Source organism: Halomonas sp. SCS19 (genome assembly GCF_040147015.1).
GTDB lineage: Bacteria > Pseudomonadota > Gammaproteobacteria > Pseudomonadales > Halomonadaceae > Halomonas > Halomonas litopenaei.
In genome coordinates this window covers 495,499-510,411 of sequence record NZ_JAMSHN010000001.1, presented here as the reverse complement: position 1 = coordinate 510,411, position 14,913 = coordinate 495,499, and the positions used below count along the sequence as shown (strand labels likewise).

The following is a 14,913-nucleotide window of genomic DNA, read 5'->3' as shown; positions in this document are numbered from 1 at the left end:
GCAATCTCCTACAACGGGAACCCGCGCAAAATCTACAAATTCGTTTTTAGAATAAGCTTATAGTTAAATAGTATCTGAAATAGCGTTTTAAAAAATATGCATCGTTGCTAGCGTTGCTGAAACGCTATCCAAATATTTACAAATTGAGTTTCTGGCGACTGCCGCTAAATGCTTATTTACAGACGCTATGGGCGGGTTTGGCGATTTTTTCACGACACTTGATGACAAATATTGGCAATGGCGGCCGACGCTCCTCCCATGACAACCCATGAGGCAAGTCCATGTTTGACGATCTGAAAGGCAAGAAGATTCTGGTAACCGGCTCGACCGCTGGCATCGGACTGGAAGCCGCCAAGTCGCTGGCCAGCGCCGGCGCCAGGGTGGCGATCCATGGCAGCCGCTCTGCCGATACCGCCCAGGCGGTGCTGGAGCAGTTCGAGGCAGGCGCCGATGTGGCCTATTTTCAGGCCGATGTGCGCTCAAGCGATGCGTGCAAGTCGCTGGTCGAGTCCGCCGCGGAGCATCTCGGTGGCATCGATGTACTGATCAACAATGCCGGTGGCCTTGGGGGACGCAACGGACTCGAGAGCATCGACGATGCCTTCTTCGATCAGGTGCTGGATCTCAATATTCGCTCGGTGGTGATGGTGACCAAGTACGCCATTCCCTACCTGCGCCAGTCCGCCGAGCAGAGCGGGGAAACCAGCAGCGTGATCAGCACCGGCTCCATCGCCGCGCGTGAAGGTGGCGGTCCAGGTGCATCGCTGTACGGTGGCAGCAAGGCCATGGTCCACAACCTGCATCGCAACTGGGTCAAGGAGTTCACCAAGGACAACATCCGCTTCAACACGGTGGCGCCCGGGACCATCGACACCGCCTTCCACGAGGACAAGGACCAGGGCACGCGGGACAAGATCAGCGGCACCATCGCCATGGGGCGCTTCGGTTCCTCGGCTGAACTGGCCCCGGCCTATGTCTTCCTGGCCTCCCACACGGCGAGCGGCTACGTCACCGGTCAGGTGCTCGACGTCAATGGCGGCCAGATGTGCCCCTGATGGCACCCGCCATCCAGGCTGAGTCGCCTTCGTCAGACGGCGTAGCGACTCGGTGACCCTTTGCCCCCGCGTTACACCGTCACCCTGCGAATAGATGAAGTGAGTCGAGAACATGGATAACGCCTTGCTGTTTACCACAAGCGAGATTCAGGAACTGCGCGAAGCGCTCGAAAGCAAGCGCCTGCCTGCGCTGTATCAGGAGCAGATCATTCTGGATCAGGTAAGACTGCGTCCATGTCTTGGCGAGCCCCCCCAGATCCCCGGGCAGGGGGAGGCGGGGGGCGCCGAGCACACCCGGCACAAGCAGAACTACCAGCAGCTGCATCTTGCCTCGCAGTTGTGGCTGTTGACCGAACATCCCGACTATCTGGCCTTTGTCAGGTCGATGCTGCTGGGCTATGCCGACATCTACGAGTCGCTGCCGTCCCATGTGTCGAAGGACAGCAATCCGCCCGGTCGGCTGTTTCATCAGTGTCTGAACGAGAGCATGTGGCTGCTGTACGGCAGTGATGCCTACAGCAACGTGCGCGACGCGCTGAGCGAAGAGGAACGGCGGCATATCGAACAGCGCCTGCTGGTGCCCATGGTCCAGTTGATCGCCGATCACAACGCCGACGACTTCGACGTCATCCACAATCATGGCATCTGGTCGGTGGCCGCAGGCGCCTTCGCCGGTCTGGTGCTGGGCGACAAGGAGCTGGTCAATCGCTCCTTGTACGGTAACGCCGGTGACGGAGTGTCGGGCGGGTTCTACGCCCAGCTCGACCGGCTGTTCTCGCCGGACGGCTACTACCTGGAAGGGCCCTACTACCACCGCTTTGCCCTGCGCCCGATGATCCTGCTGGCCGAGGCGCTCTATCAGAGCGGCAACGACACCGGCATCTTCGGCTATCGCGACGGTATCATCGGCAAGGCGATCGCCTGTCTCAATGAGCTGACCTTCGAGGACGGACGATTCATCGCCATCAACGACAGCTCCAGGACGATGGGGCTTGCCGACGAGGGCGCCATCCTCGGAGCGATGACCCTGGTCGGTCGCTACCGTCGGAGCGATCTGCCGCTGGCCCTGCGCGAGATCCTGCTCGACCAGTCGACACCGCTTTCTTACCTCGCCACGCTGCCGCAACTTGCGAGCTACCTGGAGAGCGGCGGCCAGGCGCATGCCCCGCGCGACAGCCTGTTCATCACCGATGGCAGCGACGGCGGCCTGGGTGGCATCGGGGTGCTGCGCGCCGCCACCGAGGCGGGGCACGAGGCCATGGCCTATCTGACCTTCGGTCAGCACGGCAGCGACCCCAACTTGCACAGCGCCCTCGATCACGGCCACTTCGACGGCCTGCATCTGGGCTTCTACAACGGACGCCGCGAGACCCTCACCGACTACGGCTTCTGTCGTTGGGTCAATATCGAGCCCAAGTTCGGCGGGCGCTATACCGCCGAGAACAAGAGCTATGCCAAGCAAACGGTGGCCCACAATACGCTGGTCGTCGATGAGCAGTCCCAGCACGGCTTCAGCACCCCGCGAGCCTGTGACAACCACGGCAAGCTGGTGTTTTTCGAGACCTCCCGGCCGGAGGTTCAGGCCGTCAGCGCGCGCTTGAGCGGCTACTACGAAGGCGTCGAGCTGCAGTGCAGCGTGGCGCTGGTGAGCCTGCCCGAGATCGCTGAACCGCTGCTGGTCGACATCCAGTGCGCCGACAGTGACCAGACGCATCGCTACGACAGCCCGCTGCACATCAATGGCCAGCTGATGACCACACGCCCGACACTCGAGCCGGTCGCGGCGCCGGCGGCGCTGGGCAGCGCCAACGGCTACCAGCACCTGTGGAAGCTGTCCGAGAGCGCGCCGATCGAGCCCGACCAATGTGCACATGTCACCTGGCTTGACGGTGACACCTTCTCCACCGCCCACCTGGCGTCCAGCAACCGCTTCAGCGTGGGATACGGGCTGATCGGCGCGGCCGACCCCGACAATAACCTGCGCAACGAACCCTACCTGATGGCGCGTTCCTTGGGGCGTGGGCATATCTTCGCCACGGTCATCGAGACCCACGGCTACTTCAACGAGGCGCGCGAGATCTCGCGCGGAGCGCGGCCGAGCCTTGCGCGGGTGGCCATCGCGGCCGCCGACGAGACTCACCTGGTCGTGACCCTGACGCTGGACTCGGGTAAGGCCTACCACCTGGCCTGGGCGCGACAGCAGGGTGGTCATCACCAGGTCAACATCGACGGGAACAGCCTGGCCTGGGATGGCTGGGTCAGCCTCAGCGCCGTCGAGAACGCCCCCTGATGTGCGTCAGGAAGTCTGACCGGCGAGACGCATCGCCGCGGCAACAATCAGTGAGAAGTCAGAAGATGTCGAAGACGATGATGGGACTACTGTGGACACGGAACGATCTGGCGCGGATGGCCGAGCACATCGGTAGCGCGAGCCGGCTCGGCGTGACCCTGGACGAGCTTGGCGAGCGGGTCGATGACGCCATCGCCGCAGGGATCGTGGTGCCCGGGCAGGGCGAAGCGGGCAGTTTCGAGCACAACACCCACAAGCACAACGGCAAGCTGATCGAGCAGGCCGCGCTGGTGGGGCGGGTGAGGGAAGATTCCGCCTGTCTGGACGTTGCCCGGGACCTGCTGCTGGCCTACGCCGAGGTCTATCGGGGCATGCCCTATCAGGTGGCCAGGAACACCAACCCGCCGGGCAAGCTGTTCCACCAGATTCTCAACGAGCAGATGTGGCTGCTGGGGGCCTCGCTCGGCTATTCATTGCTGCGCGAAGACCTGAGCGACGACCAGCGCACACGCATCGAGCAGGGACTTTTCGAGCCCATGCTCGAGATGTTCACCGTTACCTACGAGCACGACTTCGATCGCATCCACAACCACGGCCTGTGGGCGGTGGCCGCGGCGGGTATCTGCGCGCTGGTCATCGGCCGCCAGGACGTCGTCAACAAGGCGATCCTCGGCAATGATGGCAGTGGAGAAACCGGCGGCTTTCTGGCCCAGATCGACACTCTGTTCTCGGCCGATGGCTACTACGTGGAAGGGCCCTACTACCACCGCTTTGCCATCCACCCGCTGTGTCTGTTCGCCGAGGCGCTGGCGCTGCATCGGCCCGAACTGGCGATCCAGGAACGGTCGGACGGACGAATCGGCAAGTCCATCCGGGCGCTGCTGGCGACCGCCTACCCGGACGGGACCTTTCCCGCCCTCAATGACGCCTCGCGCACCATGGACATCGACGACGAAGGCGTGCGGATCGCGCTGGCGGTACACATTGGCCGCCACGGTGCCGACCCGGAACTCGTCGCCATGGCGGCCCAGCAGCGCGGCACCTGGGCCCATGGTTTCGGCGTGGATCTGGCCGAGGCCGTCGCTCGGTCGTCGGCCTCGGCCACGATACCCAGCGCACTTCTGAGTGATGGCGCAGGGGGACAGGCCCACCTCAAGCAGGGGGAGGGGGCGCAGCGCCACCATCTGGTGGTGGCGGCCGGCCAGCACGGCATGGGGCATGGGCACTTCGATCTGCTGGGCCTGTCCTTGTTCAGCGGTGGGCGCGAGCGCCTCAACGAGTATGGCTATTGCCGCTGGGTCAACGTGGAGCCCAAGTTCGGCGGGCGCTACCTGGCCGAGAACGAGGGCTACGCCAAGCAGTCGGTCGCCCACAACCTGGTGGTGGTAGACCAAACCAGTCAGCACCGGGGCGACCATCGCCTGGCGGATCAGAGCGCCGGGCGCATCGAGCAGTTCGTCGATCGCAGCGACGTGGATGGTGTCACCGCGGTGTGCTGCTCGACCGATGACGCCTATCCGGGAGTCAGTCTGCGTCGCCACTGCCTGCTGCTGACGACCGAGCTGAGCGAGCATCCGTTGCTGGTCGATATCGTCGAAGCCAGCGGCCATGAGCGTCACTGCTATGACTACGTGTTCAACTTCACCGGCCAGGTCATCAAGTGGTGGGGGGGCTACGCCGCCCGCGACACCCTCGAGGTGCTGGGAGAGGCCGATGGCTATCAGCACCTGTGGGTGGTGGGCGAGCAGCGGGGCTCCCAGGATGGCCCCAGCAGCCACGCGATGACCTGGCTGGATGGCGACCGTTTCATCACCTGGCACCAGCGCTCGCAGCACCCGACGAATGCCATGCAGCTATTGGTCGGCGCCAACGATCCTGAGCGCAATCTGCGCCACGAGAAGAAGGTCATGGCGAGAAGCCACGCCGAGGCGACCGTGTTCGTCAATGTCTTCGAGCAGCACGGTCACTTTGATGAAGCCCATGAAGCCTGTCTGAATGCCAGGCCGACCCTCAAGTCGGTGGAGTTCGACCGCCTGGCCGATGAGCGGATCGAGGTAAGGCTTACCTTCCCCTGGAGGCGCGAGACGCTGGTCATCGACCCGAACGCTGCCTCCGGCTCCGACTACGTCAGTCTGAAGGGAGGGGGATATATGAAATGATCGTTCCATGTTGAGGCAATAACGCCTCGTTCCGTTCAGAAATACCTCGAAATAAAAGCGTTAGTGGTTCGGAAAGCTGAAATTTCGGCTCTCCGGGCATGGCCCCCTTATGCCCGAAATTCAGACAACGCCATGTCCCGGAAGTGATTGGCTCAAGTTTTCCGAGTGGAAGTACAACGACAACACGAGTTCGCCAACATGAGTCTAGATATCGATACGGTCATCATAGGGGTCTATTTCCTCTTTCTGATTGCGATTGGCTGGATGTTCAGGACCTTTACCTCGAATACCAGTGATTACTTTCGCGGCGGCGGCAAGATGCTGTGGTGGATGGTCGGCGCCACCTCCTTCATGACCCAGTTCAGCGCCTGGACCTTTACCGGTGCCGCCGGCAAGGCCTATGACGATGGCTTTGCGGTCGCCATCATCTTCATGGCCAATGCCTTTGGCTATCTGATGAATTATCTGTATTTCGCGCCGCGCTTCCGTCAACTGCGCGTGATCACCGTGATCCAGGCCATTCGTCTCAGGTTCGGCAAGGTCAACGAGCAAGTGTTCACCTGGTCAGGCATGCCCAACAGCGTCATCTCGGCGGGCATCTGGCTCAACGGTCTGGCGATCGTGGCGTCGGGCCTGTTCGGCTATGACATGGAGACCACCATCATCATCACCGGTCTGGTGGTGTTGTTCATGTCGGTGACGGGTGGGTCCTGGGCAGTTATCGCCTCGGACTACATGCAGATGGTGATCATCATGTCGGTGACCATCACCTGCGCCATCGTCGCCGTCTATCAAGCCGGTGGTGCCACCAATATCGTCGAAAACTTCCCGGTCGACTTCTTTATCGGCGACAACATCAACTATCTGTCGATCTTCGCCATCTGGGGTTTCTGTATCTTTATCAAACAGTTCAGCATCACCAACAATATGCTGAACTCCTATCGCTACCTGGCCGCCAAGGACTCGAAGAACGTCAGGAAGGCCGGTCTGCTGGCCTGCGTGCTGATGACCATGGGGCCCTTCATCTGGTTCATGCCGAGCTGGTTCATGGCCAGTGAAGGCGTCGATCTGGGGGCGCTGTATCCCGAAGCCGGCGCCAAGGCGGCCGACTTCGCCTACATGAGCTTCGTCGAGCTGTACATGCCGGCGGGTATGCTCGGGCTTCTGATCTCGGCGATGTTCGCCGCCACCATGTCCTCCATGGACTCCGGTCTGAATCGCAACTCCGGCATCTTCGTCAAGAACTTCTATGAAGTCATCCTGCGTCCCAACGCCAGCGAGAAGGAGCTGGTACTGGTCTCCAAGATCTCATCCACGGTGTTCGGTCTGGCCATCATCGGTTTTGCCCTGTTCATCAATTCGCTCAAGGGGCTCAGCCTGTTCGACGCCATGATGTACGTCGGCGCCCTGATCGGCCTGCCGATGACGATTCCTGCATTGCTCGGCTTCTTTATCCGCAAGACCCCGGACTGGTCGGCCTGGGCCACCCTGATCGTCGGCGGCATCGTGTCCTACCTGGTCGGCGTGGTGATGACGGCGGAATTCATCCAGAACACCTTCCAGCTCGACACCGCTCTGACCGGACGTGAATGGGCCGATCTCAAGGTCGCGGTGGGCATCATCTCCCATGTCGTGATCACCGGTGGCTTCTTCGTCTCGACCTGCCTGTTCTACCGCGGCCACAGCCCCGAGCGTCAGGTCGAGGTCGACACCTTCTTTACCAACCGCGACACCCCGGTGGTCACCGGAAAGGACGAACAGGTCGAGGTGGACAACCGTCAGCGCAACATCCTTGGCTACCTGATCATCGTCGCCGGCCTCGGCGTGACCCTGATGTTCCTGCTGCCCAATCCGTTGTGGGGCCGCGTCACCTTTGTGGTGTGCGGCGGCATCATCCTGGCGATTGGTCTGGTACTGATCGGCTCCATTCAGAAGACCACCAACAGCAGCAAGAAGGAGGAATACGCCTAGCACCCTTGAAGACACAACAAGCAACAAGGAGATCCATCATGCCACTCAATATTGACCACAGCAGGAAGACCGGACTTCTGCTGTCGGAGGTCCTGGACCCGAGCCTCTGCGAGGCTCGGTACCCCGCCCATCACTTGCTCGAGACGCTGGACCATGGCCACTTTCGCTTCCCTCAAGAGGGTAGGTCGTTATCCAGCGGGCCTTGTATCGATCGTCTGAACATCGGCCCCTGCAGGGCGCCAGATACGTTCAGGACCGATGGGCCGTCTCTACCGAAAAAGCCGACGTCAAAGCAACAAGTACAATGAGTGAACCAATGAGCAAGAAATTTATCCTCGGTGTTCTGTCTTCCGCTGCGTTCATGTCCACCAGTGTCATTTCTACCAGCGTTGAAGCGATCACCCTCGACTACCGACACGAGTACAAGCATCACACCGAACAGCACGCCAACCGGGTCAAGGTCAGCGATTCCATGGGCATCTTCTACTACGGACTTGAGGCCAAGTTCGCTGGGCAGAGCGAAGATGATGGCACCCAGGGCGCCTTTTCCGACCTCGGCCGTGGCGACAGCGAGATCGACTGGGGCATCAAGTACCCCCTCGATGAAAACTGGTACATCCAGCCCGGCATGCCGATCACCTTCGGCGACGGCAACAACAGCCTCAAGCCGCAGTTTCGCATCGGCTATCGTGCCAGCAGCCTGCCGCTGACCACCACGCTGCGCTATCGCCGTCAGTACACCAGCTACAGTGACGACGATCGCGAAGACTATGTGCAGAACAAGATCACCTTTGTGATGAGCTATAGTCCCGGGGATTATCGCTACTGGCTGGAGCTGAACTACAACCACAACGAGGACCGGGACATCTTCGACAACGGCCGGGAAGCCTACGATGCGATCTTCGGGGCTGGACGGCGCTTCGGCTCCTGGATGCCGTATTTCGATCTGTCCGATGTCGGCGTCAGCTCCGATTCCGATACGCGTCAGCTACGCACTCGGGTGGGCCTCAAGTACTACTACTGAAACGCTGCCGGGCGAAGTGAGATAGTGCACGAGAATGTCGCCGTGTAAGCACTCGCTTCGCTCGGTCGTTCGATTATTGCTACCCACAGGACGGCCTTCACCTCGCAAGGCCGCTTGCCGTCCAGGGCCGACCCTGTAATGGAGCCTGTCCTCCGGGACCCGACCTCTCGAGGAAGTTTCGGCTCGGGCGGCCTCTTTTTTCGCGGAGAATCACCCGATGCCTACCCTCGACAGGGTCGCGCTGTTGCTCGCCTTGATGGTCATCGTCGGCACGGTGATCGCCTATCGCCGCCGCGCCGAAACGCCGGACGGCTTCGTCCGTGGAGGAGGGCGGGTGCCCTGGTGGATGGCGGGCAGTACCGCCTTCATGACCCAGTTCTCCGCCTGGACCTTTACCGGCGCCGCCCAGAAGGCCTTCGAGGACGGCTTTTCGGTGCTGATGATCTTCTGGGGCAACGCGCTTGGGTTTCTGCTGGCGGCGCTCTATTTTGCACCACGATTTCGGCGTCTGCGGGTGTCCACCTACTCCGAGATCATTCGGATGCGCTACGGCAGGTTCACCCAGCTCTTCTATGTGGTGAGCCAGATCCTTCTCACCCTGATGACCGCGTCCATTGCGCTCTATGGCGTGTCGCTGTTTCTCGGCGCGGTCTTCGATGTTCGGGTGGCCTTCGTCACCCTGGTGATCGGCGCCGTCATCATCTGCGTGACGCTGATCGGCGGGGTCTGGGTGGTGTCCGCCAACAACTTCATCCAGATGGTCCAGCTGGCGGTGCTGACCTTCGTCATCGGTGGCTTCGGCCTGTGGCTTGCCGCCGATACCGACATGAGCGTGATCGGCGACGGCCGTGACTTCTGGATCGGCGGCGACGACTACAGCCTGGGCATCATGGTCGTGTGGTCGGCGGCGATGCTGGTCAAGCAGTGCATCAGCATCAACAACGCCACCTCCAGCTATCGCTTCCTTACCACCAATGGTGATCGCGATGCGCGCAAGGCCGCCTCCCTGGCCTCGATCCTGTTCGTGGTGGGGCCGGTTAGCTGGTTTATTCCGCCCTGGATGATCGGGCAGGCGGGCATCGATCTGGCCGCGCTCTATCCGGCGCTTGGCGAGGACGCCGCCAACGCCGCCTACGTCCACTTTATCCGTGACTTCCTGCCGCCGGGGGTGCTGGGGCTGGTGGTGGCGGCGATGCTGGCGGTCACGGTGGCGCCGATCACCACCTCGCTCAACCGCGACGCAGGGGTGATCATCAGCCTGCTGACGCCGCTGCTGGGGGCGAGCGAACGGCTTGGCCAGCGCCTGGTGGCCATCGGGCGTAGTTTCGGGGTGCTTCAGGGCAGCATCATCGTGACGCTGGCCATCGCCCTGGGCCAGGTCCACCACCTCAGCCTGTTCGACATCATGGTGATGTTCGGGGTGATCTTCCAGATGCCGCTGGCGCTGCCGGCCATGCTGTCCATCGCCAGGACCGGCGCCCCTGACTGGGCCGGATGGGGCGGGGTACTGGTGGGTATCCTGGTGACCACCACGAGCTATCTGTGGCTCGACGTCGAAGCCCTGGGCCAATGGCTCGGCCTGCCGTCGATCCATCCCTCCCAACTGGTCGATATCAAGCTGGCGGTCTCGCTGATGCTGCAGGTCGTCAGCGTGGTGGGTTTCGTCTACCTGGCGCGTTTCGTCCATGCGCCGCCCAGAAGCACCGCCCGCCAGGCAGAGGTCGACGAGTTGTTTGCCCGGCTGGAGCGTCCGGTGGCCGCGGACACCACGCCGGACAGCGGTGGGCCGTCGCGCAAGCTGGCGCCGCGACTGGTGCGGTACGTCGCGCTGGTATCGCTGCTGTTGGCGGTGCTGGCCGATACCTGGCTCGGCGCAGGCTTCTTTATGATCGTGGCCGTGTGTCAGTTGATAATCTCGCGGCTCCTCAGACGTTGAGGGGCTGGGGGCGGCAGGAGGTCGACTCGCCACGCCATCACGAGCAAATTTCATCCGGCTGGCCAAGACGTCGCCGGGGGAAAACTGGATAATGCGCCCCAAAGGCGTTGTCGGTGGCGAGTGTCCGACGACCCAAACCCATTACTCCGGTGCTGACTCCATGGAAATCAAGGTCAATTTTCTCGACAACCTGAGGCTCGAGGCCAAGTTCGACGACTTCACCGTCGTTACCGACCAGCCTATCCGCTACAAGGGTGACGGCTCGGCGCCGAGCCCCTTCGACTATTTCCTGGCGTCGTCTGCCCTGTGTGCCGCCTACTTCGTCAAGGTCTACTGCGTCGCCCGGGATATCCCCACCGAAAATATCCGGCTGTCGCAGAACAACATCGTCGACCCGGAAAACCGCTACAACCAGATCTTCAAGATCCAGGTGGAGCTGCCCGAGGACCTGTCCGACAAGGATCGCCAGGGCATCCTGCGCTCCATCGAGCGCTGCACCGTGAAGAAGGTGGTGCAGACAGGCCCCGAATTCCAGATCGAGACGGTGGAGAACCTCGACGAGGACGCCCAGGCGCTGCTGATGGCGGAGCCGGAAGAGGGCCAGAGCACCTGGATCGAGGGCAAGGACCTGCCGCTGGAGCAGACCATCGCCAACATGACCGGGATGCTGGCCGAGCTCGGCATGAAGGTCGAGATCGCCTCCTGGCGCAACATCGTGCCCCACGTCTGGTCACTGCACATCCGCGACGCCGCCTCGCCCATGTGCTTCACCAACGGCAAGGGCTCGACCAAGGAGAGCGCGCTGTGCTCGGCGCTGGGCGAGTTCATCGAGCGCCTGAGCTGCAACTTCTTCTATAACGATCAGTTCTTCGGCGAGGAGATCGCCTCGAGCGAGTTCGTCCACTACCCCTGCGAGAAGTGGTTCAAGCCCGGGCCCAACGACGAGCTGCCCAAGGGCATCCTCGACGACTACTGCCTGGAGATCTTCGATCCCGACGGCGAGCTTCAGGGCTCCCACCTGATCGACACCAACTCCGGCAATGTCGAGCGCGGCATCGTCGCGCTGCCCTTCGTGCGCCAGTCCGATGGCGAGGTGATCTACTTCCCCTCCAACCTGATCGAGAACCTCTACCTGTCCAACGGCATGAGCGCTGGCAACACCCTGGCCGAGGCCCAGGTGCAGTGCCTGTCGGAGATCTTCGAGCGCGGCGTGAAGCGCCAGATCCTCGAGCAGGAGCTGGCGCTGCCAGACGTGCCCGAGGAGGTGCTGGCGAAGTATCCGGACATCGTCGAAGGGGTGAAGGCGCTGGAGGCCCAGGGCTTCCCGGTGCTGGTCAAGGATGCCTCCCTCGGCGGCCAGTTCCCGGTGGCCTGCGTGACCCTGATGAACCCCAAGACCGGCGGCGTGTTCGCCTCCTTCGGTGCCCACCCGAGCTTCGAGGTCGCCATCGAGCGCAGCCTGACCGAGCTGATGCAGGGGCGCAGCTTCGAGGGCCTCAATGACTTCATGCCGCCCACCTTCAACTCGCTGGCGGTGACCGAGCCCAACAACTTTGTCGAGCACTTCATCGACTCCTCCGGGCTGGTGTCCTGGCGCTTCTTCAGCGCCAGGCCCGACGTCGAGTTTGTCGAGTGGGACTTCTCCGGCAGCAACGACGAGGAGGCGGCGACCCTGTTCGGCATCCTCGAGGAGATGGGCAAGGAAGCCTACATGATGGTCCACGAGGACCTGGGTGCGCCGGTCTGCCGCATCCTGGTGCCGGGCTATTCCGAGGTCTATCCGGTCGAGGACCTGGTGTGGGACAACACCAACATGGCGCTGGACTACCGCGAGGACATCCTCAATCTGCATCGTCTCGACGACGACCAGCTCGCGGATCTGCTCGAGCGGCTGGAAGAGAGCCAGATCGACGAGCACATGGACATCATCACCCTGATCGGTATCGAGTTCGACGAGAACACCGTGTGGGGCCAGCTGACCATCCTCGAGCTCAAGCTGATGCTCCACCTGGCGCTCGGTCAGCACGAGGAGGCGCTGGATCGGGTCGAGATGTTCCTGCAGTACAACGACAACACCGTCGAGCGTGGCCTTTACTACCAGGCGGTGCGGGCGGTGCTGGAAATCACCCTGGACGACGAGCTAGAGCTCGACGACTTCCTCTACAACCTGCGCCGCATGTTCGGGGACGAGACCATGGACAGCGTGGTCGGTGTGGTCAGCGGCGAACTGCGCTTCCCTGGCCTTACCCCGACCAGCATGGCGCTCGAAGGGCTGGAAAAGCACCAGCGCCTGATCGAGAGCTACAAGAAACTGCACGCGCGCAGGGCTCAGCTGGCTAAAGCCCAGGGCTGATCAGCCCAGCCACCGGCGCCGGTGTAACGGCCAGGCGCCGATGGCCTGCAACACCAACGCCCCCGACGGACTTCGTCGGGGGCGTTTTCGTCTGCGCTTCGTACAACGCTCGGGGACAGACGCCCCTGTCTCGCCAAGGTGCTGATGTTCCGGCATATGGGCCGCTTTCCTGGCGCGCTGGATGGCATCTGAGTGATGGACGCCAGGCTAGAACTTTGGTCGAGATTCTTAAAATAAATCCATTATGTTTCTTGTTGTGAAAAAATAGCTGCTATTTTTCATTTCTGTGAAGTCAAAGCGTTTTACGCCAGCTATTGCTCGAAGTCGGCGGCGTTGTCGCGGAGGCCGGGATTGCGGCCTGGCGGCGCGCCACCGCCTTCGGGTGTCCCCCACCAAGGAGTTTTCGATGACCCAACAATCGATAACGAATGTCGAAAGCCATCCGCCAGCGGGACCGGTCAGCCGCATCTTCGGCCAGTATGATCGCTCGCTGTTCTGGCCTGTGCTGCTGATCTACGGCTTGATCATGGCTTGCGCGCTGTTCTTTCCGACCCTGACCGGTCAGGTGTTGTCCTCGACCCGCGACTTTCTGATCTTCAACTTCGGCTGGGGCTTTCTGCTGGGGATGAGGGGCGCGCTGCTGTTCTGTCTCTACCTGGTGATCAGCCCCTATGGTGATCTGAAGCTTGGCGCCGACGATGAGGTGCCGGAGTTCTCCTACGGTGCCTGGATCTCGATGCTGTTCAGCTGCGGCTTTGGCATCGGCTTTGTGTTCTTCAGCGTGGCCGAGCCGTTGACCCACCTCTATCAGTCCTCCCACGTCATCGACATGGGGGCGACGGGAGAAGCCGCCGGGGTTGCCAAGGCCGTCCAGCTGACCTTGCTGGACTGGGGCATGCACGGCTGGGCGGTGTTTGCCATCGCCGCCTGGGCGATCGCCTTTCCGGCCTACCGCCTGGGCCTGCCGCTGACGGTGGCCACCGGTCTCTACGGCATCCTGGGAGAGCGCTGCAACACCAGTGTCTGGGGGCGCCTGGCCAATGCCCTGGGGATCATCGGCACCATCGGCGGCAATGCCACCATGATCGGGCTCGGGGTGGCCTCCATCAACTACGGTCTGGCGACCTTGTTCGGATGGGACCTTGGTCCCGTCGGCCAGGCCCTGGTGATGATCGTGGTGATCGTGGCCTACGTGATTTCTGCAGCCACCGGCGTCGAGCGCGGCATCAAGGTGCTGAGCCAGGCCAATATGGTGATGGCTGGGGCGATTCTGTTGGCGCTGCTGTTCTTCGGCCATGCACCGACCCAGTATCTGCTGAACCTTGCCACCCAGCAGGTCGGCGACTACTTCGGCGAGGTCTTTGCGCTGCAGTTCTGGAGCGATGCCGGCAACTTCGAGCAGCGTGAATGGCTCGGTTGGTGGGTCGTGTTCTACTGGCTCTGGTACATCTCCTACATCCCTTTCTGCGGCGGCTTCATCGCGCGGATTTCCCGCGGCCGGACCCTGCGCGAGTTCATCGTCGGCGTGATCCTGGTGCCCATGCTGCTGGCAATCGGCTGGTTCAGCATCTGGGGAGGCTCCGCCGGCTACGTCGAGGTCACCGGTATCGCGCCTCTATGGGAAGGCGTGCAGCAAAAGCCCGAGTCGGGGATCTATGCCCTGCTCGAGAGCATGCCGGGTGGCTGGTGGCTGAGTCTGGGGGTGCTTTTCAATATCGTCATCTTCGCGGTGACGACCTCCGATTCGGCGTCCTTCTTTGCCGCCATGCAGGTCTCCAACGGCGATGAAAACCCTAAGGTGTCGATGCGCCTGCTGTGGGGCGTGGTGATCGGGTTTACCGGCATCATGTTCCAGTTGACCGGTGGCTTCGACGCGATCAGAAGCCTCGCCATCGTGGTCGGCGCTCCCTTCTTCGTGGTTGGTATCGCCTACATGGTGTCGGTCTACCGGATGCTCAAGTCCGCCAAGAAAGGCGGTGTGCACAACGACAGGATCGGCGTCTTCTACCGAGGCATGGTGCCTTACAAAATCGGCCGCCAGGGAGCCAATGGCGAGAGGCATAGTGATGATCGAGCTTGAACCCCGTGTCGTCGTCCTTTGCCGCCAACCATCGAGGAGGAGTGT

8 protein-coding genes are annotated in these 14,913 nt (G+C 61.9%); all 8 read left to right on the top strand.

Annotated elements, in window-relative coordinates; all coding sequences use genetic code 11:
• The first annotated feature begins 281 nt into the window (after nucleotides 1-281).
• The 8 genes from NFH97_RS02000 (at nucleotide 282) to NFH97_RS01965 (ending at nucleotide 14,868) form a co-directional block, all read left to right on the top strand.
• Nucleotides 282-1,055, top strand: a complete 774-nt coding sequence (locus NFH97_RS02000; RefSeq protein ID WP_349624324.1) for an SDR family NAD(P)-dependent oxidoreductase — start codon at nucleotides 282-284, stop codon at nucleotides 1,053-1,055.
• 112 nt (nucleotides 1,056-1,167) lie between these two features.
• On the top strand, nucleotides 1,168-3,345 hold the full coding sequence (locus NFH97_RS01995; RefSeq protein ID WP_349624323.1) for a heparinase II/III domain-containing protein: 2,178 nt from the start codon (nucleotides 1,168-1,170) through the stop codon (nucleotides 3,343-3,345).
• A gap of 65 nt (nucleotides 3,346-3,410) precedes the next feature.
• A complete protein-coding gene (locus NFH97_RS01990) occupies nucleotides 3,411-5,504 on the top strand; it encodes a heparinase II/III domain-containing protein (RefSeq protein ID WP_349624322.1) in 2,094 nt (697 codons plus the stop codon).
• 198 nt (nucleotides 5,505-5,702) lie between these two features.
• Complete coding sequence (locus NFH97_RS01985) at nucleotides 5,703-7,475, top strand: sodium:solute symporter family transporter (protein WP_349624321.1); 1,773 nt, start codon at nucleotides 5,703-5,705, stop codon at nucleotides 7,473-7,475.
• A gap of 316 nt (nucleotides 7,476-7,791) precedes the next feature.
• Nucleotides 7,792-8,499 (top strand): oligogalacturonate-specific porin KdgM family protein, encoded by a 708-nt coding sequence (locus NFH97_RS01980; protein WP_162816532.1) that lies wholly within the window; start codon nucleotides 7,792-7,794, stop codon nucleotides 8,497-8,499.
• Nucleotides 8,500-8,716: 217 nt separating this feature from the next.
• Nucleotides 8,717-10,435, top strand: a complete 1,719-nt coding sequence (locus NFH97_RS01975; protein WP_349624320.1) for a sodium:solute symporter family transporter — start codon at nucleotides 8,717-8,719, stop codon at nucleotides 10,433-10,435.
• A gap of 160 nt (nucleotides 10,436-10,595) precedes the next feature.
• A complete protein-coding gene (locus NFH97_RS01970) occupies nucleotides 10,596-12,788 on the top strand; it encodes an OsmC domain/YcaO domain-containing protein (protein WP_349624319.1) in 2,193 nt (730 codons plus the stop codon).
• Nucleotides 12,789-13,194: 406 nt separating this feature from the next.
• Nucleotides 13,195-14,868 (top strand): BCCT family transporter, encoded by a 1,674-nt coding sequence (locus NFH97_RS01965; protein WP_349624318.1) that lies wholly within the window; start codon nucleotides 13,195-13,197, stop codon nucleotides 14,866-14,868.
• Nucleotides 14,869-14,913: the final 45 nt, after the last annotated feature.